Annotated in this window: 17 protein-coding genes; 8 read left to right on the top strand and 9 right to left on the bottom strand. The window is 64.3% G+C overall.

Annotated features, from left to right (window positions below; all coding sequences use genetic code 11):
* Window positions 1–23: 23 nt before the first annotated feature.
* Entirely contained in the window at window positions 24–1,493 is a 1,470-nt protein-coding gene (hldE, locus tag C4S68_RS00975; RefSeq protein ID WP_103931170.1) for a bifunctional D-glycero-beta-D-manno-heptose-7-phosphate kinase/D-glycero-beta-D-manno-heptose 1-phosphate adenylyltransferase HldE, read from the bottom strand.
* Window positions 1,494–1,621: 128 nt separating this feature from the next.
* Window positions 1,622–2,752, bottom strand: a complete 1,131-nt coding sequence (locus C4S68_RS00970; protein ID WP_103932093.1) for a glycosyltransferase family 9 protein — start codon at window positions 2,750–2,752, stop codon at window positions 1,622–1,624.
* Window positions 2,753–2,869: 117 nt separating this feature from the next.
* On the opposite strand from C4S68_RS00970, the gene C4S68_RS00965 reads away from it, so the two are divergent.
* Window positions 2,870–3,460, top strand: a complete 591-nt coding sequence (locus C4S68_RS00965) for a DUF4254 domain-containing protein (protein ID WP_103931169.1) — start codon at window positions 2,870–2,872, stop codon at window positions 3,458–3,460.
* Window positions 3,461–3,609: 149 nt separating this feature from the next.
* Window positions 3,610–4,188, top strand: coding sequence for a tetratricopeptide repeat protein (locus C4S68_RS00960; RefSeq protein WP_103931168.1), 579 nt, complete (start codon window positions 3,610–3,612; stop codon window positions 4,186–4,188).
* A gap of 92 nt (window positions 4,189–4,280) precedes the next feature.
* Here the strand turns inward: C4S68_RS00960 and coaD are convergent, their stop codons facing one another.
* Both coaD and rfaD read right to left on the bottom strand, forming a co-directional pair.
* Window positions 4,281–4,811, bottom strand: a complete 531-nt coding sequence (gene coaD / locus C4S68_RS00955) for a pantetheine-phosphate adenylyltransferase (protein WP_103931167.1) — start codon at window positions 4,809–4,811, stop codon at window positions 4,281–4,283.
* Between the two features lie 135 nt (window positions 4,812–4,946).
* The gene (rfaD, locus tag C4S68_RS00950) at window positions 4,947–5,945 is read right to left on the bottom strand and encodes an ADP-glyceromanno-heptose 6-epimerase (RefSeq protein ID WP_200821447.1); all 999 of its coding nucleotides are present in this window, start codon (window positions 5,943–5,945) and stop codon (window positions 4,947–4,949) included.
* A gap of 136 nt (window positions 5,946–6,081) precedes the next feature.
* Here rfaD and C4S68_RS00945 point away from each other — a divergent pair, with 136 nt between their 5' ends.
* From C4S68_RS00945 to nagA, 4 genes are all read left to right on the top strand, one after another.
* The gene (locus C4S68_RS00945; protein ID WP_103931165.1) at window positions 6,082–6,606 is read left to right on the top strand and encodes a type IV pilin protein; all 525 of its coding nucleotides are present in this window, start codon (window positions 6,082–6,084) and stop codon (window positions 6,604–6,606) included.
* A gap of 38 nt (window positions 6,607–6,644) precedes the next feature.
* Complete coding sequence (locus C4S68_RS00940) at window positions 6,645–7,247, top strand: LolA family protein (protein WP_235011400.1); 603 nt, start codon at window positions 6,645–6,647, stop codon at window positions 7,245–7,247.
* Window positions 7,248–7,426: 179 nt separating this feature from the next.
* The gene (locus C4S68_RS00935; protein WP_103931163.1) at window positions 7,427–9,625 is read left to right on the top strand and encodes a family 20 glycosylhydrolase; all 2,199 of its coding nucleotides are present in this window, start codon (window positions 7,427–7,429) and stop codon (window positions 9,623–9,625) included.
* A gap of 69 nt (window positions 9,626–9,694) precedes the next feature.
* Window positions 9,695–10,864, top strand: a complete 1,170-nt coding sequence (gene nagA, locus C4S68_RS00930; RefSeq protein ID WP_103931162.1) for an N-acetylglucosamine-6-phosphate deacetylase — start codon at window positions 9,695–9,697, stop codon at window positions 10,862–10,864.
* A 78-nt stretch (window positions 10,865–10,942) separates the two neighbouring features.
* Here the strand turns inward: nagA and C4S68_RS00925 are convergent, their stop codons facing one another.
* A complete protein-coding gene (locus tag C4S68_RS00925) occupies window positions 10,943–11,851 on the bottom strand; it encodes a BadF/BadG/BcrA/BcrD ATPase family protein (protein WP_160114941.1) in 909 nt (302 codons plus the stop codon).
* A 148-nt stretch (window positions 11,852–11,999) separates the two neighbouring features.
* Between C4S68_RS00925 and C4S68_RS00920 the strand changes: the two genes are divergently transcribed.
* Complete coding sequence (locus tag C4S68_RS00920; protein ID WP_103931161.1) at window positions 12,000–16,589, top strand: sodium:solute symporter family transporter; 4,590 nt, start codon at window positions 12,000–12,002, stop codon at window positions 16,587–16,589.
* A 27-nt stretch (window positions 16,590–16,616) separates the two neighbouring features.
* Here the strand turns inward: C4S68_RS00920 and C4S68_RS00915 are convergent, their stop codons facing one another.
* The 3 genes from C4S68_RS00915 to C4S68_RS00905 all read right to left on the bottom strand — a co-directional run bounded on the left by C4S68_RS00915 (window position 16,617) and on the right by C4S68_RS00905 (window position 20,550).
* A complete protein-coding gene (locus tag C4S68_RS00915; protein ID WP_103931160.1) occupies window positions 16,617–17,327 on the bottom strand; it encodes a GntR family transcriptional regulator in 711 nt (236 codons plus the stop codon).
* A gap of 199 nt (window positions 17,328–17,526) precedes the next feature.
* On the bottom strand, window positions 17,527–18,582 hold the full coding sequence (locus tag C4S68_RS00910; protein WP_103931159.1) for a 2-oxoacid:ferredoxin oxidoreductase subunit beta: 1,056 nt from the start codon (window positions 18,580–18,582) through the stop codon (window positions 17,527–17,529).
* 99 nt (window positions 18,583–18,681) lie between these two features.
* Window positions 18,682–20,550, bottom strand: coding sequence for a 2-oxoacid:acceptor oxidoreductase subunit alpha (locus C4S68_RS00905; RefSeq protein ID WP_103931158.1), 1,869 nt, complete (start codon window positions 20,548–20,550; stop codon window positions 18,682–18,684).
* Between the two features lie 403 nt (window positions 20,551–20,953).
* Between C4S68_RS00905 and C4S68_RS00900 the strand changes: the two genes are divergently transcribed.
* A complete protein-coding gene (locus C4S68_RS00900) occupies window positions 20,954–21,367 on the top strand; it encodes a c-type cytochrome (RefSeq protein WP_160114940.1) in 414 nt (137 codons plus the stop codon).
* A gap of 115 nt (window positions 21,368–21,482) precedes the next feature.
* Here the strand turns inward: C4S68_RS00900 and hemG are convergent, their stop codons facing one another.
* Window positions 21,483–22,913, bottom strand: coding sequence for a protoporphyrinogen oxidase (gene hemG / locus C4S68_RS00895; protein WP_103931156.1), 1,431 nt, complete (start codon window positions 22,911–22,913; stop codon window positions 21,483–21,485).
* Window position 22,914: the final 1 nt, after the last annotated feature.

Genomic DNA, 22,914 nt, shown 5'->3' with positions numbered 1-22,914 from the left:
TTCTACTCTCTACCCACTGTTCTCTACTCACTGCCCTTCAGCTTTTTCACGATATTCGTCGTCGAAAACCCTTGCACCGTGGGCACGATCTCGACACGCCCACCGGCTTCCATCACGATCTCATGCCCAACCACCGTCTCGACGTGATAGTCTCCGCCCTTGACCAGCACATCCGGTCGAATCACACGGATCAGCTCAATCGGAGTGTCTTCGTCGAAGAGCACCACGGCGTCCACCGCGGCCAGCGCAGCCATCACACGCGCCCGCTCGCGCTCACTCACCACCGGCCGCGTCGGCCCCTTCAAGCGCTGCACGCTGGCGTCGGTGTTCAATCCCAGAACCACCTTGGATCCAAAGCTACGGCAATCCTCCAGCAACGTGACGTGCCCCACATGCAGCAGGTCGAAGCAGCCGTTGGTGAAGACGATCGTCTCCCCCGCAGCGCGCCACTCGGCGATCCGCCGGCTCAGACCGTCGCGGTCGAGGATCTTCTCGTCAAAGCGCAGCTTCGAGGAAGGCGTGAGCTGAGATACCAGCTCATGCGCTTCAATCGGCACCGTGCCCATCTTGCCCACAACGATCCCGGCAGCAAGGTTCGCCAGCTCAATCGCAGTCTCCACCTTGAGCCCCCCGGCCAGCGAAGCCGCCAGCGTCGCGATCACCGTGTCTCCCGCACCAGAGACATCGAAGACCTCCCGCGCCCGGGCCGGCGAGTGGTACACCCCGTCCTCGCTCAGCACACGGATGCCACGCTCGCTCATCGTCACGCACAGATACTTCAGCTCATGCTCCTGGCGCTGCAGCTCGCCTGCAGAGAGCATGGCGTCCATCTCCCGCGCGTGAATGCCGGTAGCGGTGGAGAGCTCGCCCAGGTTCGGGCACACCATCGTAGCGCCCGAATACTTGCTCAGGTCCGGCGTCTTCGGATCGGCGAGCACGGGAATGCCCCGCTCGCGCGCCTTGCGAATCACGGCCTCGCAAAGCTCGCGCGTCAGCGCGCCCTTCGCATAGTCGGACAGCACCACCGCGTGGACCTTCTCTGTCAGCGCGACAGAGCTCTCGATAAGCCGTTGCCGGTCGACCTCGCTGGGCTGATCCTGGCTCTCGATATCGAGACGCAGCAGCTGCTGACGGCGTCCCACGATGCGGGTCTTGGACACCGTCGCCAGAGAACTCGTCACCATGCCTACGGTATCGACCTGCTTCGCTTCGAGAAGCCCCGCAAGGTCCCGGCGCTCCGCGTCATCTCCCCAGAAGCCCGCAAGCACCGTCTGACAGCCGAGCCCGGCCAGATTCATAGCGACATTGGCTGCGCCGCCCGCACGGTCGTAGCGCTGCACATGCCGCAAGACCGGCACCGGAGCCTCCGGCGAGATGCGATCCACCTCGCCCAGAATGTAGCGGTCCAGCATGACGTCGCCGACCACCAACACCTTCAGCTGGCCGAAGCCACCCTCCAACAATCCCAATACCGCGTGCAACTCAGGCAACATTCGTGAAGCTTACTCCTTCAAGGTTGGTGTTTCGTGGCGACAGACAGGAGCGCAGGGTGTTGGATGTTCGGTATTGGATGTTGGATCTCCGAGGGTCGTGCCGTCACCCAACACCGGACATCCAACGACTAACAACCAGTCCCCAACACTTCCCTGACCTTCTCCATCACCTCATCCACCGTGATGCTCATCAGGCATTTCTTCTGCTGTTCGATGCAGGTTTCCAGGCCGCAACCCCAGCACTCCACGCGATGGTAGACCACGCGATGCTGCTGGCCGAAGGGAAACCACTGCCGCGGGATGTTTCGCGCCGCGAAGATCGCCACGCACGGCGTCCCCACCGCGGCGGCAAGATGCATCGGGCCGCTGTCATGGCCGACGAAGAGGCTGGTCCGCGCGATCGCAGCCGCACTCTCACGGGGCTTCAGCACTCCGCAGAGATTGACCACCGCCCCACCACCGTTCGCACGCCAGCCTTCCGCAGCGAACTCGCTCGCTTCGCTCTCCTCTGGCGCGCCGACGAGCAGAAGAGGCCGTCCTGGCAGCTCCCGCGCCATCGCCGCCAGCAGCGCCCGCCAGTTGTCCCGGCCCCAGTCCTTGGACTGCACCTTGGTCCCGACACAGGCCGTGATTGCCTCGCTCCCGAGATCGACCTCGCCGATCGCCCGATCGGCCGCAGCACGCTCTTCTGCTGTGAGATGGAGGTCCCAGCTGGCCGGATCCTCCAGCCGCGCGGGATCGTCAAACTCGCCGATTCCCCCAAGCTCACCGATGTTGCGCGCCAGCCGCGCCGCCTCCGGCTCGAGATGTCCATCGCCCATCGCGCCATCGCGGCCACCGGTGGGCCGGCCATAGAAGTTCCGCTGCATCCCCTCGGTCAGCGGTACGCCCACGATCCTGCGAATGCCACACAGCCGGAAGAACCGCTCGTCGCGCAGCGCGGCCTTCACGCCCCGGCTCGATCCGAGATATACCAGCACCTGTGGCCGCCAGCGCAGGATCGTCCACGCCAGCCGCAGGAGATCCTTTGGGCTGCGGGTACCCGTCTCGTACCGGAAGTACCCATCCACCAGGCCGGTGTGATCGAGCACGGCCGCCGCCGCCGGAGCCTTCGCGTTGACCGGAAAATTCGTCAGCATCCGGCGCTCCGCGTTGGGGAAGGCCCGCGCCGCCAGGTGCAGTGCGGGCAGCGCCACCAGCATGTCACCCAGGCTGCCGAGGCGGTAGATCAGAACTCTGCGAACTTTATCCCTGCGCATCGCATCCAGTTTCGCATCCTCCACGGGAAATGCGCCTTTTCAGACGCCCATCCCGCCAGGTGGACCAGATCGCGAGAAACAAACGCCGCAACCGGTTATCCTTGAAGTGTTCTCTCCATGCTTGAAGCTCAACGCATTTTGACCCTCCAGGATCTCGCCACGGCCTTTGGCCACGATGCGACGCTCGCGACTCCCGTCGCAGCCTCGGCCTTTGAACAACTTGTGCTCGACCAGCACATGGCGAACTTCGATCTCTGGCACCAGGAAGATCAGGCCCGCGACGTCGCCGCCAGCGACCACACCATCACCGTCGTTAAGCACGAGATTGACCGGCTCAACCAGCGCCGCAACGACCTCGCCGAGCAGATCGATCTGGCTCTACTCGCAGAGCTTCCAGCGTTCGACCTGGCGCTGCCGCTGCACTCCGAGACCCCGGGGCTCATGATCGACCGGCTGTCCATCATCGAGCTCAAACGCTTCCACACCGCGGAGGAGGTGCAGCGCCCCGACGCCGACGAGGCCCATCACCAGCGCAATCGCGCCCGGCTCGCGGTTCTCGATGAACAGCGCAACGACCTCGCCGGCTGCCTCGACGCCCTGTGGAAGGATGTGAACGCCGGAAAGCGCCGCTTCAAGCTCTACAGGCAACTCAAGATGTACAACGATCCGTCTCTCAATCCGGTGCTATATCAGAAGGCGCAGAAGTAGCATTTCGCAGGCATTGGGCCACTCCGTCGCACCGCGAGTTGACCCACCCTATGCGCTGCCCGTATAACACCGGAGCAAGCTCACAAATAAATTAACCCACCCAAAGGCTCCGCATCCGCTTCAGTCGGGCCACGCAACCAGAGAAGACCATGTCCACGAAGTCCGCTACTGCCGCCCCCACTCCCCTCAATAAGGCCACTGCCCGTCGCGCGCCCAAGCCCGTCACCTCGACCCCTGCGGGGGATGCAGCGCAGCGCAAGAACACGCTCGCCCTCTACGAGAGCGCGTTGAAGCTGATGCAGACCGGCAAGTACGAGAAGGCGCACGTTGCCTTCGGACAGATGCTGGAAACAGCTCCATCCGATTTTGCCGACCGCATCCGCATGTACATCTCCGCCTGCGTGGCCCAGATCGACAAGGGATCCACCAGCTTCGAGACCCACGAAGAGCGCTACGACTACGCCATCTCGCTGCTGAACCATGGCAACTACGAGGACGCGCGTCAGCACCTCCAGGACATCCTGCTGAAGGACACCGCAGCCGACTACGCCTTCTACGGTCTCGCGCTGCTCTCCTCCATGACGGGAGACACGCAGTCGTGCATCGATCACCTCACCGAGGCCATCCGCCTGAACTCGCAGAACCGGTTCCAGGCCCGCCTCGATTCGGACTTCGAATCGGTCGCCGACGATCCGCGCTTCACCGAGCTCCTCTACCCCGAATCCTAGACCCCGAATCCTAGACCCCGCAGCTTCCCCAGATGCCAAACGCGCGTGAGAGATCTCTCTCACGCGTCTCTGTCTCTGGGCGAATTGCGCCCTCAGACCATCTTCATCTCGGGCTCGATCTTTTCCTTCAACTCGTTCTTTTCCTTCAGCGCGTTGAGCCGCTCGACCACCACCGGCGGCACCAGTTGCGTGATATCCCCACCCAGCCGGAAGACGCCCTTGATCAGCCGCGAGCTCACGTAGGTGTACTTCTCCGCAGGCATCATGAACAGCGTCTCGATCTCCGGATCGAGCTTGCGGTTCATCATCGCCATCTGGAACTCGTACTCGTAGTCCGAGATCGCGCGGATGCCACGCAGCACCGCCTTCGCGCCTTCCCTGCGGGCAAACTCCACCAGCAAGCCGTCGAAGGTCGCCACGCGTACGTTGCCCAGGTGCGAGGTCGCTGCCCGCAACATCTCCGCACGCTCGGCGACGGAGAACAGCGGCTCGCCCTTGTCCGCATTGCGCAGGATGGCGACCACCAGCTCGTCGACGATCTTCGCGCCGCGCATGATCAGGTCAAGATGCCCGTTCGTCGGAGGATCGAACGTTCCGGGATAGATGGCTCGGATGGGTTCCATGGCGGGTTTCAGCATACGTCAAGCAAATCATCTTCGGCTTGAAGGGAGTGTCCGCTGCTCGCACACCAAAACTCGCAGCTGGCGACTCGGAACTGAAAACTCGATCCCCACCTCTTGCCGCCGTGGTGCTGCAATCTACGTCCGGAAGAATCCTCGCACGTAGTCGTCAATCGCCACTTCCAGCTTCGTGAACGGCCTCTCATACCCTGCAGCCCGCAGCTTATCCGTCGTCGCTTCCGTGAAGTACTGGTACTTGCCTTGCAGCTGCTCGGGCATGGGGATGAACTCGATCTTCGGCTCCAGGTCGAGCGCCGCGAAGGTCGCGCGCGCCAGGTCCAGCCACGTCCGCGCCTCGCCCGTGCCGCAGTTGAACAGCCCGCCCGTCTCCGTGTCCTCGAGCGCGAAGTGCAGCGTCACATCCACAGCGTCCTTCACATAGATGAAGTCCCGCTTCTGCTCGCCATCCGCAAACTCTGGCTTGTAGCTCCTGAACAGCCGCACCACGCCTTCTTCGCGGATCTGCTTCACGCTCTTCGAGATCACCGAGCGCATGTCGCCCTTGTGCTCTTCGTACGGCCCAAAGACGTTGAAGTACTTCAGCCCCACAATCCCGACCTGGCCCTCCGGCGCGAACAGCCCATTCTTCAACGCCCACAGATCCAGCATGTGCTTCGAGTAGCCGTACATATTCATCGGCCTCAACGTCGGCGTAACCTCGTCGGAGTCTTCATAGCCCCGCTCGCCGTCGCCATAGGTCGCCGCGCTGGACGCATACACCAGCCGCACGTCATTAGAGATCGCCCAGTTCGCCAGCACCCGCGTGTACTGATAGTTGTTGCGCACCAGGTAGTCGGCATCGCGCTCCGTCGTCGCGCTGCACGCGCCCAGGTGGATCACCGCGCGCGCCTCCGCAAACGCGCCGTCTTCCAGCAGCCCGAGAAACTCCTCCGGGCTCACCAGGTCCTCGTAATGCAAACCCACGAGGTTCGACCACTTCTCCCACTCGCCCGGCGTGTTCTTGCCCAGCTCGTCCACCAGGATCAGTTCGTGCTCACCTCGGCGGTTCAGCTCCGCCACCGTGTTTCGTCCGATGAAACCGGCCGCGCCGGTGATGATAATGGGTCGATTCGACATAAACACCATGCTACCGGATTGGGCACGCGAGATTGCCTGCCGTGCCCCGCCTCACCCTCCCGGCACCGGCACCGTCTATACTCTGTAGCGGAAACCGAACTCGCGCTTCGCCGCGACCCATTGACAGAGGAACACCATGCCGAATCGTCGTCGCAATCTTGAAGCGGCCTCCACAACCGCGGAAGCCGGCTTCACCCTGATCGAGCTGCTGATCGTGATGTCGGTCATCCTGATCCTCATCACCCTCGCCGTACCGGGCTACGAGAAGGTGAAGAAGAAGACCAACGAGACCTCCGCGATGAACTCCCTGCGCACCCTCGTCTCGATGGAGAGCGAGTACAACTCGCAGTATCCTTCGCGCGGCTACGCCTGCACCTTGACCCAGCTTGGAGGCAAGCAGGGCTCGGGCGCTCCTTCGCCGGATGCGGCCCAGCTCATCAACGACGATCTCTCCGGCGGCACCAAGGCCGGTTATACCTTCACGATCAAGTGCGGCGACAAGAACACCAGCGCCGGCGTCGATCAGTACAACAGCTACCAGCTGTTTGCGACTCCGAACGCCGTCAGCAAAACCGGCGACCGGGGCTTCTGCACCGACGAGAATGGCCAGATCCGCTTCGATCCGGCAGGAGGCACCAACTGCACCGAACTGCTGCAGTAGTCCTCGCATTCTTCGCCCCGGCCGTCGCCTTGTCCCAGGTGACGGCCGCGTCGCTTGCGCACAAGGTGGATGACCACTACAACCACCTGCACTCGCTTACCTGCCGCTACACCGAGCGCTATCGCGGCCTCGGCATGGACCGAAGCGAGAACGGAACCTTGACCCTCGCCAAACCCGGCCGCATGCGCTGGGCCTATGACACGCCCGCCGGCAAGGTCTTCGTCCTCGACGGCAAGTTCGCCACCTCCTACACCCCCGGCGACGCCCAGGCAACCCGCCTGCCCGAGTCGCAACTCAACGACCTGCGTACCCCCCTGCGATTCCTCCTCGGCCACACCGAGCTCGCGAAGGAGCTCACCGGCCTGTCGCTCACGCTCGTCGGCACTCCGGACAAGCCGCTCTACACCCTCAGCGGCGCACCCAAGGTCAAGATGGGCGACCCCGCCTCGCCCGTCAGCAACATCGAGCTCACCGTCGACGCAGCCGGCCAGATCCACACCATGCGCATTGAGCAGACCGACGGCACCCGCACCGACTTCGCCTTCACCAACATGCGCGAAGACCTGCCCACCACGCCGGCAGACTTCAGCTTCGTCCCTCCAGCCGGCGTGACGGTGATCAACGGACAGCCACCCATGTAGGGCAGCAGAACAGCAAATTAGCAGAACAGCAGAACAGAGAGAGCAGCACGCAACCGTCCTCGACTGCTGCCCATCCTGCTATTCGCTGTTCCGCTATTCGCTGTTCCGCTGTTCCGCTGTTCCGCTGTTCTGCTGTTCTGCTGTTCTGCTGTTCTGCTGTTCCTAGTAGTCTGTTCTCCATGCGACTCGGCCTCCTTGCTCTTGCTCTTCTGCTCCCTTCCGCTCTCGCCGCCCAGACAGCCGAGTCGCTGCACCTGATTCCGATCCCGCGCGACGTCCGACCCGGCGCTCCCGTTACGCTCGCGCTGGGTGTTCGCATCGACTGCCAGGCGCCCTGCAGCGCCGATGACTCCTTCGCCATCGCCGACCTGACTGCAACGCTCGCTGCCCGCCACATCGCAGTCGTCACCAATCCCCTGGCCACGCACATCTTCGTCGCCCGCATGGACACAAAGCTGGGCCAGCAGACCTACGCCGAGTCGCTGCCCGCAGGCTCTCCCGCCGCGACCGCCATGCCCGCCGAGATGCAGCCCGAAGGCTACGTCCTGATCCCCGATCGCAACGGCGATCGCGTCGGCGGCCTTGCCGTCACCGCCAGCACCTCCGCCGGCATCTTCTACGCGCTACAGACCGTCAAGCAGCTCATCGTCGGCGACGGCCCCGCAGCGCACCTCAACGCAGCTACCATCCGCGACTGGCCTGCGATGAAGTGGCGTGGCCTGCACGACGACCTCTCGCGCGGCCCCGTCGATACGCTCGACTTCCAGAAGAAGCTCATCCGCACGCTCGCGGCTTACAAGGTCAACATCTACTCGCCATACTTCGAGACCACCCAGTTCTTCCCGTCGAACCCGCTGGCCGCCGTTCCCGGCGCGGCGATGTCGCAGCAGGACGCCATGCAACTGGTCGCCTACGCCGCGCAGTATCACATCACCATCGTGCCCGAGCAGGAGGCCTTCGGCCACCTCCGCCACCTGCTCACGTGGGAGACCTACGCAGGCGCAGCTGAGACGCCCCACGGCGCCGTGCTCGCGCCCTCCGAGCCCCAGTCCATGCAGATCATCGATGGCATGTTCAAGGACCTCACGCAGATGTACCCCGGTCCCTTCGTGCACGTCGGCGCAGACGAGACCTTCGACCTCGGCACCGGCAAGACCCGCCCCGACACCGACGCCCGCGGCCTCAACGCCGTCTACCTCGACTACCTACAGCGCATCGTCACCGACCTGCAGCCGCTGCACAAAAAGGTCCTCTTCTGGGGAGACATCGCGCAGAAGGCACCCGACCTGCTCAAGGCCATGCCGCAGAGCTTCAAGGACCAGACCATCGTCGTGCAGTGGGGCTATTCGCCCCAACCCAAGAACTTCGACCACTTCCTGACGCCCTACGCCGACGCCGGCTTCCAGATCTGGGTCGCGCCTTCGATCAACAACTACCGGCAGGTCTTCCCCAATCAGCAGGAGGCACTGCTCGACATCCAGCAGTTCACCCGCGATGGCCAGAAGTTCGGCGCGCAAGGCCAGCTCAACACCTTGTGGCATGACGACGGCGAATCCCTCGCCAACATGGATTGGTACGGCGTCCTCTTCGGCGCAGCCGCCGCGTGGCAGCAGGGCGAAAGCTCCATCCCCGCCTTCCAGGCCTCCTACGGCCTGCAGTTCCACGGCGACGCTTCGGGCCTCATCGATCAGGCCGAGAACGAGATCACCGCCGCCATGGCCCTGATGCACGATGCCAAGGTCAGCACCGGCGGCGAAGGCAGCGACGGCGTCTTCTGGCTCGATCCATGGTCGAAGGACGGCCAGGCCATGGCCGTAAAGATTCGCCCCATCGACAGCGAACTCCGCCTGCACGCCGAAAGCGCCATCAACCTCATCGGGAAGGCCCGCGTGCAGAATCCCAATCTCCGCGAGAGTGAAGCGCTGGATGCCATCGACTTCGGCGCCCGCCGCATCGACTTCCTTGGCCTCATGTTCCAGCTCTCCGACGAGATGATCCACAGCTACGCGCAGGCCCAGGCGACGCTGGCCGCGGGTACCTGGAAGAAGGCCAGCCCCGGCGTCGCCTCTCTGCTCGGCGACCTCAACAACGTCGCCAACGGCCGCCTGCAGGACATGACCTACGGCTACTCGCAGATGCGCCAGATGTACCAGGAGCAGTGGCTGCGCACCTATCGCCCCGCCAACCTGCAACCCGTGCTCGAGCGCTACGACTTCACCATCCAGCGCTGGATCGCCCGCGTCGACCAGGTGCGCGCCGTGCAGCACCAGTGGGCCGAGCAGCACACCCTGCCCGATCCCTCGCAGTTCGGCATGCCTGCCCCGCTCACGCCCGTCGCACCGTCCCCCGTGCCGCCGCCACTGCCCAACGGCCGATAGCTGCCAACATCTCGAAACTCGCAGCCCACAACTCGCAACTCAATCCCACTTCTTTAGAAACCCGCCGCCATGCAAGCTAGGACCATCACCGCCCGCCGCCTCTACACCGACATCGGCGAGATCGAGTACCCCGTCATCGACGTCTCCGCCGATGGCACGATCGCCGGCATCAGCTCCGATCCATCGCTCGCCAGCGACACCACCGTGCTCGCGGCGACCTTCCTCGACGTCCACACGCATGGCGCGGTCGGCCACGACGTGATGACAGCGTCGGCCTCAGACCTCGGCGAGATGCAGCGCTTCCTCGCCACGCGCGGCGTCGGCCACTACCTGCCCACCACCGTCACAGGCTCGATTGACGAGATCCTGCACGCGCTCGAGTCCCTCGCCAACGCCATCGAGGCCTTCGCCGCATCACCTCAGCCCAGCCAGGCCGCGCCCATGGGCATTCACCTCGAAGGTCCATTCCTCTCGCACCTCCGCCGCGGTGTTCACCCGACTCATCTGCTCATCCCGCCCACCCTCGAGCTCTTCGACCGCTTTCAGCAGGCCGCCCGCGGACACATCCAGCTCATCACCGTCGCGCCGGAACTCCCCGGAGCGATCGACTTCATCCAGCACGCGACGCAGCGCGGCGTCCGCATTTCCATGGGCCATACCGACGCCAACACCGAGCAGGCGCTCGCGGGCATCGCCGCCGGAGCCACCAGTGCGACCCACACCTACAACGCCATGCGCCCCATGGATCACCGCAACCCCGGCGTCCTCGGCACGGTGCTGACCACCGACTCGCTCTACGCCGAACTCATCGCCGACGGCATCCACGTCCACCCCGCGATGGTCGACCTGTGGTGGCGCGCCAAGGGCCGCAACCGCGCCATCCTCGTCACCGACGCCATGGCCGCCGCCGGCATGCCCGACGGCGACAACTACTCCCTCGTCGGCCTGCCCGTCGTCGTCAAGGACGGCCGTGCCCAACTGAAGGACGACCTCGCGCTGGGCAAGAGCACCCTGGCCGGATCGATCCTCACCATGGACAAGGCCGTAGAGAACCTGCAGGCCTTCACCGGCGCCTCCGTAGCAGACGCCGTCCGCGCCGCCAGCCACAACCCCGCCGCCATGCTCGGCCAGCCCGCCTGGAAGCGCCTCGCCCCCGGCATGCCCGCCAACCTCAACCGATTCGACGTAAACGGCAAACTGGTAGCAACCTACCTCAACGGAGCCGTTGTCGGTTGTTAGGTGTTGGTTGTTAGGTGCTGTGCTCTTCACCCAACACCCAACAACCAACACCTGACATCCCCAGACCCTCCAGCGCAGCTACCCCTTCCGAGCTCGCCACACCGCGCCTTCCAGCGGCTCCACCGGCTTGTCGGCAAACTTCAGCTCCGGCATCATCGCTGAAAGGTGCGCTTCCATCGAGCGCCGCACGCGCGGGATCTTCCCCAGCACGTTACCCGTGAACGCCAGCTGCGAGAAGTCCTGCACCTTGCACGTCGAAAGCGCCTTCATCTTCGAGATCACCAGGCTGACCTGCGAAGCCAGCTCCTCGCCAGCACGTTCCAGCACGCTGATCGCCAGCGCATCGCCGCCGTCCGCGCAGGTTGCGACCACCATGCACAGCTCCGAGAAGTCCGGCCGCAGCCGCTGGTTCGCGCGCGCCACCAGCTCGCCCAGGTCGTCCAGCTCCCAGAAGTCCTCGATCTCCCGCAGCACGCACGTGCTGACACCGCGATCCCTTGCCCGCAGCCCCGCACGCAACGCTTCGATCCCGATCCAGCCTCCCGAACCTTCGTCGCCCACCATCGGCCCGTAGCCGCCAGCCGTCACGCGCGTTCCATCGCTGCAACGGCCCATCACGTTCGAGCCCGAACCAGCGATCACCAGCATCCCCGGCCCACCCTGGAACGCCGCCTCCAGCGCAATCTCCTCATCGCCCAGGATGATGATCTCTCCCGAAGCGACGCTTGCGATCGTGCGCTCCGCCCATTGACACACCGCGTGGCTGGAGTTCCCCGCCAGCCCGATGCACGTCCGCGTGATGCTATCCAGCGGCACATTCGCCTTCTTCGCCGCCTCGGTGATCACGCGCTTCAGCCGCTCGGTCGCGACCTCTTCCCCTACCGCCATGATCTTTACGGTGCCGATGCTCGCACAACCAAGCACCTGCGTCTCGTCCGCCACCCAGCATCGAGTTCCCGTCCCACCTGCATCCAAACCCAGATACATCCCCATCCACAACCACCTTTCCTCTGCCGTCCCGGTTGCTGCTGCTGCACGGGCCGCTATCATAACCTCCGGGAGCACTCGGCGTCGCCAGTCTTTTGTCGAAGATCGCCCTCGATTGTTCTCGTGAACCGACAGGAGACCCAAAGCTTTGCCGGATGCCCTCGCCGCCCTCACCCTGTTCGTCCGCACCGGACGACTCGGCCCGCTCGATCTCTCGCTGGTGGCGCTGTATCTCGTCGGCATCACGCTCTTCGGTCTGCGCTTCCGCGAGAAGGGCGGCGAAGCCGGCAAAGGCCGCTCCCTCAAGAGTTACTTCCTCGCCGACAACACCATCCCCTGGTGGGCCATCGCGCTCTCCATCGTCTCGGCCGAGACCTCCACTCTCACGATCATCTCCATCCCCGGCGTCGCCTTCGCGGGCGACTTCGGCTTCCTCCAGGTCGTCATCGGCTACATGCTCGGCCGCATCGTCGTGGCCATGCTCTTCCTGCCGCGCTACTTCGCCGGCGAGATGCTCACCGCCTACCAGCTCATCGACCAACGCTTCGGCCCCACGCTGCACAAGGTCACGGCCGGACTCTTCCTGCTCACCCGCGCTGCCGCCGAAGGCGTCCGCGTCTTCGCCGTCTCCATCGTCGTGGCCATCGCCATCGGCACCGGAGACGTGCTCTCCATCGCGATCATCTCAGCGCTCACGCTGCTTTACACCTTCGAAGGTGGCATGGCCGCCGTCGTCTGGACCGATGTGGTCCAGATGGGCATCTACGTCTTCGGAACGCTGGTCGCCGTCTGGTCCCTCGGCCACCACATTCCCGGCGGCTGGGCGACCATCCACCACGTCGCCGGAGCCGCGGGCAAGTTTCACATGCTCAACTTTGCGTTCAACCTCACGCAGAGTTACACCTTCTGGGCGGGCGTCCTGGGCGGAACCTTCCTCACCATGGCATCGCACGGGACCGACCAGCTGATGGTCCAGCGCCTGCTAGCTGCAAAGAACCTGCGCGAATCGCGCCTCGCCCTCCTCAGCTCCGGCGTCGTCATCTTCATCCAGTTCACACTCTTCCTGCTGATCGGCGCAGGCCTTTACGTCGTCGCACAGCAGCAGGCCGCCACATACGGCATTGGCCACCTGTACAGCGAGTTTTGGACCAGACCATTCCTGTTGAATCAGACATCGGCGGACCGTCTCTTTCCCACCTTCATCGTGCGCGAGATGCCCATCGGCATCGCCGGCCTCCTCGTGGCCGCCATCCTCGCCGCCGCCATGTCCAACCTCTCCGCCGCGCTCAACTCACTTTCCTCCACCACCGTCGTCGACTTCTACATGCACCTGCGCCCTAACGCCGACGACCGCGAGCGCAACCTTATCAGCAAGTCCTCCACGCTCGTCTGGGCGCTGGTCCTCTTCGCCATCGCCGTCGCCACCGTCTCCGCCGGCGGCAAAGGCCACGTCGTCGAGATCGCACTCTCCATCGCTTCAGTCGCCTACGGTTGCCTGCTCGGAGTCTTCCTCCTCGGCACCCTCACAAAGTTCGCCACCGAGATCGGAACGAGCATCGGCATGGTCACCGGCTTCGCGCTGAACCTGTGGCTCTGGCAGGGCACGTTCCCCAAGACCATCGGTGGAGGCGGCTTCTCCTCGTGGTTCAGCGTGCGCGGCTATCCCGTCAGCGTAACGGGCGCGCCATCGCTCACCATCCCCCACATCGCCTTCACCTGGTACGTCCTCATCGGCGCAGCCGTCACCTTCCTCGTTGGAGCCCTCATGAGCCTCATCTTCCGCAAGAAGCGCACGGCCACCCAGGCCGCCACCGCTCTGCTCTTGTTTGTCATCCTGAGCGCAGCGTCGCGCCCTTGCGACGCGCAGTCGAAGGACCCCGAAGGTCAACGCCCCGCCATCACCGCCACGCTCCTCTCAGCCTCGGCAGCACCGCCCTCTGGACCCTGGGCCCTGAACCCTGAGCCCTCGACCGCCCCCTCGACCCGCTACGACTTCTCCAACGTCAGCAAGCTCATGACCGACGCCATCGCAGCCCACAAGCTCCCCGGCGCCGTCGTCGTCATCGGCCGCAACCAGCACGTGCTCTATCAACAAGCCTTCGGCAACCGCAAGCTAGACGGCGAACCCGGCCTCGACGGCACCCCATCCCCCGCCGAGCCCATGACCGAAGACACCATCTTCGACATGGCCTCGCTCACCAAGTGCCTCGCCACCGCCACGTCGATCATGCAGCTCTACGACGCGCACAAGATCGCGAGCTTCGACGATCCGGTCGACAAGTACATCCCCGAGTTCAACCCCGCGCATGACGCCACGCGCGCCAAGGTCACCCTGCGCCTGCTGCTCACCCACACCTCCGGCGAGCCGCCCGACGTCCCGCTGAAAGACCCCTGGGGCCTCGCCTCGCCCGACAAGGAAGAAGGCTTCCGCCGCGCTCACGCGGCCGCCCTCGCCTCCGAGCCCGGCACGCACTTCGTCTACTCCGACATCAACTTCATCCTGCTCGGCGAGATCGTCGAGCGCCTCAGCGGCCAGCCCGAAGACGCCTACGTGCTCAAGAACGTCTTCCTCCCGCTCGGCATGACCGAGACGCGCTACCTCCCTTACTACAAGGTCTGCGGCCCGCATAAACTCGTCGGCGCGGCCATCATGTGGGCGCCGAAGCCGCCCGGCCGCATCCTCATCGCCTGCCCCGGCGACACCTGGAGCACCAGCCTGCTCCCGCGCATCGCGCCCACCACGCACGACGACGAAGGCACAAAGGACACCAACCTCCACTTCGACCTGCTCACCCGCGGCACCGTACACGACCCCACCACCCGCCGCATGGGCGGCGTCGCCGGCCACGCCGGCGTCTTCTCCACCGCGCACGACGTCTCGCTCTACGCCCAGGCCCTGCTCGACAAGCTGCTGCGCAATACCGGCCCGTTCCCGGTCTCGCAGCGCACGCTGCAGCTCATGGTCTCGCCCGAGCAGCCCCCCACCGTGCAAAACGCCACCATCCTCACCCGCGATCCCAAAGCCGCCACGCCCATGCTGATGGCCGTACAGGGCACGCCCCTGCGCGGCTTCGGCTGGGACATCAACACCGCCTTCTCCCGCCCGCGCGGAGCCATCTTCCCCACCGTCGCCCCCAGCACGCCCTCGGCCCAGATCCCCAGCTTCGGCCACACCGGCTTCACCGGCACCACCCTCTGGATCGACCCCACCTCCGACAGCTACGTCATCCTGCTCTCCAACGCCGTCCATCCCCGCGGAGCCACACCGATCTCCGCCCTGCGGGGCGAAGTAGCAACCGCCGCAGCGGAGGCACTCTCAAAACCCTGTGAGCGGAACACGGTCTGCGATCCGCGTGTATGGGTTGAGAGTGATGAAGTCGAAGTTCGCAACGACCCCGGATACCAATCGGGGCCTCCTGATCCCACAAGTACCGGTATCGATGTCCTCGAAAGATTAGGCAACTCCAATCCTCTGCTGAAGCTCGCGACCGAACGCGGCGCCGAACCAGCGCGATGCTTCGGGGGGCATTGCTATTACCCGCTTCGAATTGGCGTCCTCACCAACCAGTCCGGTATCGACGCTCAAGGCAAGCGCACGATCGACATCCTAAACAGCAGAGGGTTTAGAGAAGACCTGATCGACCTTGAAACAATCTTCACCCCCGAACACGGCCTCTCCGCCCAGCAGGACACCACCCACCAACTCGCCGAGAAGGACCAAGCCACCAACCTCCCCGTCATCTCCCTCTACGGCGCCCACGACGCCGACCGCCGCCCCTCCCACGCCCAGCTCGCCTCGCTCGACGCCGTCGTCATCGACCTCCAGGACATGGGCACCCACTTCTGGACCTACGAATCCGCCATGGGCTACTTCCTCGAAGCGGCCTCCACCGAGAAGACCCAGTACCACCACGACCTCACCATCGTGGTTCTCGACCGCCCCAATCCCGTCGGCGGCCTCGCCGTCCAGGGTCCCGTCTCCGACCCCGGCCGCGAGTCCTACGTCAACTACATGCCACTGCCACCCCGCAACGGCATGACCTTCGGCGAGCTCGCCCGCTACATCGTCGCGGTCAAGCACCTCGACACCACCCTCGTCGTCATCCCCATGCAGCGCTGGCAGCGCAGCATGTTCTACGCCGACACCGGTGTTCCCTGGGTCAACCCGAGCCCCAACCTCCGTTCGCCTGAAACCGCCCTCCTCTACCCCGCGCTCGGCCTCATCGAGTCCACCAACATCTCCGTGGGCCGCGGCACCGATCACCCCTTCAGCTTCTTCGGCGCCGGCATCCCGCCACAGAAGCCTTCGACCTCAACGGCCACTGGCGGCCTCGTGGACTCCACCGCGAACACCACGAAGGCATGGTTTAACGCCGCGGACGTCGTCGCCTACCTGAACTCGCGCAACATCCCCGGAGTCGCCTTCACCGCTACGAAGGAACCCATCGCCGAGGACGCCAACCACTATCCCTTCCACGGCCAGACCATCGACGCCGTCCGCGTCACCCTGACCGACCCCAGGCACGCAGACACACCGGAGCTGGGCGTCGAGATCCTCTCCGCCCTGCATCGCCTCTATCCCACCCAGTTCAACCTCGCGCGCGCCATGACACTGGTCTGCAACCAGGCCACCATGGACGCCATCGCGCGCGGCGACGATCCCCGCGCCATCGCGCAGAGCTGGCAGCCCGGTCTCGCCGCCTTCCAGGCCGAGCGGACAAAGATTCTTCTCTATTAGCGAAAACCGTTAGCGATACCCCGCGAACTACGCGTCGGCAGCCAGCGAAAGCTCGCCCTGTCCTTCCGGCGGCTCCGTTGACGTGGGCTCTTCACCCTCCTGCTCCATCACCGTCAGCAGCGCGTCCCGAGTGAAGAAGATGTGCTCGCTCATCGCCTCAGCCGCCGCCGTACGATCGCCGCGGCGAAGTGCCTCAAGGATCTTGGCATGGCCCGCCGGCGTCGCCGGAGCGCTCAGGTGGAAGGTCTTCGAGCGCGAGAGCAGGCTCTTGTGCTGGACGTTCTCCAGCATCGCCTTCAGCTCCCCATTGCCCGAGCTCGCGGCCAGCAGCGAATGGAAGCGCACGTCTTCATCCACGTGCCCCGGCTTGTCACCGTTGCGCAGGTGCTCGCGCGTGCGCTCGATGCTCTGCTCCAGCTCGTCGATGAGCCGGGGCGACACATCCGCCACGCGGACCGCGTAGGTCTCCAGCACCTCGCGCACGTTGTACAGATCGCGGGTCTCTTCCAGCGTGAATCGCCGCACAAAGGCCCCGCGCCGGGGGGAGATCACAATCAGCCCTTCGGTTTCGAGGCGGTTCAGCGCCTCGCGTACAGGCGACTTGCTGATGCCGAGCCGCGTCGCGACGGACTCTTCGGTTAGCCGTTCGCCCTCGGTCAGCGAACCGTCCAGCAGGTACTTGCGCACGCTCAGGTACGCCATCTCGGTCAGGTTAGGAACCCTGGGAAGTCTCAACATTCGTGTCAGGCCCTCTCGATTCGACTCGATTCGCGCGTGGCGAATGACGCATCCTCCACCGGCCCGGCTTCCGGCAGAAACGCCCACAAACAGCAATGGGTCCCCCGGGCGGGCAGGACCCATTCGCCACACGCAGCTAGTGTAGAACGTAAAACGATTACCGCAAGGGTTCTCTCGACGTGAACGGAACCGGACAGAGCTACATCAGCCGCTGCATCACGTCGTCGAGCACCGACTTCGCCGGGCGGACCCGCTCCTCCGGCAACGTCGCGAGCGGCTCATCCACCAGGTTCAACAGCTCCGTAAAGCTCGGCTTGTCGGTCTCCACATAGAAGACGCCGGTCAGCACCTCGCCGCGCTCACCATGCTCCATCAGCGCCTCAATCGCCTTGGTGCGGCTGGTCGGATCGTAGTCCTCCTGCAGCTTCTTCAAGCGCAGCTGGCTGCCATCATGCATCCGCACATTGACCGTCGTACCCGGATCGTACTCGACCGCGATGTCCTCGAACGACGGCACGAAGCCAGTCTCCGCGATCGGCACATCGTGCTCCTGCATGTACTTGTAGCTGCGCGTCGAGCCCTCGTGGTCATTGAACGTAACGCACGGGCTGATCACATCGATCACCACCGTGCCGTTGTGCGCAATCGCCGCCTTCAGGATCGCCAACAGCTGCTTCTTGTCACCCGAGAACGACCGCGCCACAAACGTCGCACCCAGCTGAATCGCCAGCGCGCACGTGTCGATCGCAGGGAGATCGTTGATCACGCCGGTCTTCAGCTTCGAGCCAATATCAGCCGTCGCCGAGAACTGGCCCTTGGTCAGCCCATACACGCCGTTGTCCTCGATGATGTACAGGATCGGCACGTTGCGCCGGATCATGTGCACGAACTGGCCCATACCGATCGACGCGGTATCGCCATCGCCGGAGACGCCCAGCGAGCGCATCGTCTTGTTGGCCAGCAGCGCGCCCGTCGCCACCGAGGGCATGCGCCCATGGACGGTGTTGAACGAGAACGACCGGCTCATGAAATACGCCGGGCTCTTCGACGAGCAGCCGATGCCGCTCATCTTCATCACGCGCTCGGGCTCAATTCCCATCTCGTAAAACGCATCGATGATGCGCTCCGAGATCGCATTGTGCCCGCAACCCGCGCACAAGGTCGTCTTGCCGCCGCGATAGTCCAGCACCTGCAAACCAATGTGATTCGTCTTGGGAGCCTTGGGCGCATCTGGTGTGATTGCTGTTGTCGCCATGGTTCAAATCCTCGCGAGAGATGAGCTTTGTCAGGGCGGGGCTTCAGCCCCGCCGGGATCCGGGTCGAGTGACAGGGGCTTTAGCCCCGGAGGGAAACTTCACAGTCCCTCCTGCATCACCAGCTCGTCGGTGATGGAGCGCGCATCGATCGGGATGCCGCTGAAGTGGCGAATGCTGCGCAGCTTCACAATCAGCTCCGCCGGAATATCCAGCTTCAGCAGAGAGAGCATCTGCGCATCGCGGTTCTGTTCGACGACATAGACGCGATCATGCGCTGCGATAAAGTCGACCGTCTCGCGCGTGAAAGGAAACGCCTTCAACCGCAGGTAGTCGGTCTCCAGGCCATACTCGTTGCGCACCTGGTCGCGGCTCTCGCGCAGCGCAAAGTCCGTCGAGCCGAACGCGATCAGCCCCACCTTCGCCTTGCCGGTCTGCACGACCTCAGGACGCGGCACCAGCGTGCGCGCCGTCTCCCACTTGCGATTCAGCCGCTCCACGTTATTGATGTAATCGTCCGGACGCTCCGAGTACGCCGTCTTCTCGTTGTGGCTGGTACCACGCGTGAAGTAAGCCGCCTGCGGATGATTCGTCCCCGGCAGCGTACGGCTGCCAATGCCCGAGCCGTCGGTGTCCTTGTAGCGCGCGAAGCCGCCCAGCTCCGTCAGCTGCTCGGCCGTCAGCACGCGCCCGCGATCCATCGGCTTCTCCGGATACACAAACGGCTCACTCATCCAGTTGTTCATCCCGAGGTCGAGATCGCTCATCACGAAGATGGGCGTCTGTAACACCTCGGCGAGGTCGAACGCAGCGATGGCCATCTCGTAGCACTCCTTCACGCTGCCGGGAATCAGAAGCACATGCTTCGTATCTCCGTGCGAAAGGAACGAGCAGGCCAGCAAATCAGCCTGCTGATTGCGCGTGGGCATGCCCGTCGAAGGCCCGCCACGCTGCACATCGAAGATCACGCCCGGCAGCTCCGCGTAGTAACCAAGGCCGGAGAACTCCGCCATCAGCGAGATGCCAGGGCCAGAGGTCGCCGTCATCGCACGAGCGCCCGCCCAGCCAGCCCCAAGCACGCCACCGATCGCCGCAAGCTCATCCTCAGCCTGCACGATCGCAAACGTCGCCTTGCCGTCAGCCTCGATGCGAAACTTCTTCGCGTAGTCGATGAAGGCCTCCACCAGCGAGGTCGAAGGCGTGATCGGATACCACATCACCACCGTGCAGCCGGCGAACACGCAACCCAGTCCAGCTGCGGCATTGCCATCGATGATGATCTTCCCTGCCGTCTCATTCATCGGCTCCAGGACGAAGGGATCCTTCTTGGTGAAGTTGGTCTGCGCATACTCGAAGCCGGCCTGCACCGCGCCCCAGTTCAGGTCGGCAGCCTTCTGCTTCTTCGCGAACTGCTTACGCAGCGCCGGCTCCACGACGGTCAGCGGCATCTCCAGCAGCCACGCCGCCACGCCTACGTAGATCATGTTCTTGACCAGCTTGCGCAGCTTGGCTTCAGGACATACGCCCGCGATGAGCTTGTCGAACGGCACCGGATAGAAAGCCACATCGTCGCGCAGCTGCGAGAGCTGGTAGGACTCCTCGTAGATCGCCGCAGCCCCCGCCCGCAACGACTTCACGTCCTCCTGCGCGGTCTCGGCGTTCATCGCGATGACGACGTCGATCTCCTTCTTGCGCGCAACGTATCCATCCTTGCTGGCACGAATCGTGTACCAGGTCGGAAGGCCTGCAATGTTCGAAGGAAACAGGTTCTTGCCGCTGACGGGAATGCCCATCCCGAAGATGGAACGCAGCAGGACCGAGTTCGCCGACTGCGAGCCCGAACCGTTGACGGTTGCGATCTGAATGCTCAGGTCGTTGATCTTCTTGCCCGGTGGGATCGCGTTGGCCGTGGACCCTGACTCCGCCGGTCGATCGTGGCCGGCTGCCACCGCGACGTCTTGTGTCGCCATTGAGAAATCTCCCTGAAGAACCGCATTCTTGGCCGCTTTACGGCGGAAAACAACCTAACACAGGGCCCCAAGGACCGGCCCATTACCGAACGTTCATCGCACAGGCTCCGGTCCTTGCGCCTCGAAACGGAGGACCACCCACCACCCCACGCCGAAACCAGTTGCACACGGGTAGAAGTATGGACTAGCTTGGCTGCGTTGCAACGGCGCCGACGGCACCGCTTTCAGTGACTCGCGTCACACGGAACTTCGGCACCACCATGGCACGATGTCCTTGGTTGCATCGCTCGCCTTCCCGGTTGAGACGGGCGGTGCACCACCTTCCTCCCGCGAACACCTCGCAGGCGATCGGGCTCAACCGGGATCACACCGGTATTTGCCGCCTCCCCGGGAGAGGCCTTTCATGATCAAAGCCCTGTTCGCAACTCCTGCCCTGTTCCTCCTCGCACTGCTTCCGCAAACCCCTTCCGCACCAGACGCTGCAGCCAATCCGCCCCTGGTGATTCCTGCCGCCGCGGCCGCCGTTCCCAATCCCGTCAAGTCCACCCCCGAAAATCAGGCCTTCGCCAAGAAGGTCTACGGCTATGACTGCGCGATGTGTCACGGCCCAAAGGGCGATGGCAAGGGCGAGATGGTCGACAGTATGAAGCTCACCATGAAGGACTTCTCCAACCCGGCGACACTCTCCGGCCGCACCGATGGCGAGCTCTTCTGGGTCATCAAAAACGGCGTCGGCCAGATGCCCGGAGAGACCGGCCGCCAGACCGATGCCCAGATCTGGGCCATGGTGCATTACGTCCGCGGCTTCTCGAAGTAGCGAGCGCAACAAGCACACTCCTTCGCAATGGAAGCAACGGCCCGGCAGAGATCCTGCCAGGCCGTCGCATTGCTTGTTTGCCCACCAATTCCGGGCCGAGCGATGGTCGCAACGTTTATTCGCCGACCAGGACTCCCGTGCCCACCCGCTCCAGCAACTCCTTGGCCGCATGCTGTCCGCCGCGAATGCAATCCGGCACGCCAACCCCCTCGTACGCATTACCCACCAGCAGCAGGCCCGGCAGGTGGCCCAGCCGCCCCCGCACGCGCGCGATCCGCTCCGCGTGCCCCACGGCATACTGCGCGCTCGTCTGCTTCCAGCGAAAGACCCGCGTAAACATGGGCTCGGCCGTGACTCCTGTGATCTCTTCGAGATCGCGGCGGAAGCACGCCAGCAACTCGCCTTCGCTCGCGTCCACCATCTCTGCCGCACGCGATCCCCCCAGGAAGCAGCGCAGCAGCCCTATGCCCTCTGGAGCTCGCCCCGCGAACTTGCGATGCACGAACGTACACGCAGCCATCGCACGTCCCTCACTTGCCGGCACCAGGAAGCCAAAGCCCTCCGGCAGCTTCTTCAAATCCGCCATCCGATACGCCATTGTCGCCGTAACCGAAGATGCATAAGGTATGGCCGCAAGCTCCGCGCTCAGCTCTCCATCGACCGTCTGCAGCAGCTTCGTCGCCACGCCAGCCGGTGTCGCGACGATCACAGCGTCGAAGTACTCGGGACCTTCCGGCAGTCGCAGCACCCACTTGTGCCCGTGCCGCTCGACGCGCTCAATCGCCACGCCCGCGCGGATCCGCTCAGGAGCGATCCGTGCCTCCAGCGCCCACACCAGCGACGCCATGCCGTCACGCAACGTGGTGAACAGCGGGAGTTGCCGCTGCTCCGCCGCGCCCCCCGTAGCCGCCTTTTTCATCTTGCGACGCCCCGCGAGCATGCCCCGCGTCAGGCTGCCGTACTTCGCTTCCATCTCCGCCATGCGCGGCAGCACACTGCGCACACTCAGCTGTTCGGAGCTCCCACCATAGATGCCGCTCAGCAAAGGATCGCTGAGCCGATCCACAACCTCGTCACCAAAGTGCCGCCGCACCAACTCCGCAACCGTCTCGTCGTGGTCGCTGGGCCGCGGCGGATGCAACAACTCGAAGGCCATCCGCAGCTTCGTCTTCAGCGAGAACAGCCTAGTAAGCGCAGTAGGAATCAGCTTCGTCGGGACCATGAACATCAGCCCGTCCGGCAGCTCCACCATGCGGTTCTTCACCACGATGTACGTCTTGCGCTCGGCGTCGTTCGACCCCACCAGCGCTTCACCCAGCCCCACCTCGCGACACAGCGCACGTCCCGCAGGCTTCTCGCTGAGGAACGAGTCCGGCCCGCCTTCCACGATGCACTCCTCCACGATCTCAGACCGCACGCAACCGCCAAGGCGGTCCGAGCGCTCGAAGAGCACGTAGTCCAGATCCTGCCCCGCAGCGCGAGCCTTCTCCAGCTCCCACGCTGCACTCAGACCGGCAATGCCGCCGCCTACGATCGCGATCCGCATG

Source organism: Bryocella elongata, assembly GCF_900108185.1.
GTDB classification, from domain to species: Bacteria; Acidobacteriota; Terriglobia; order Terriglobales; family Acidobacteriaceae; genus Granulicella; species Granulicella elongata.
This window is presented reverse-complemented; position numbering and strand designations above follow the sequence as displayed.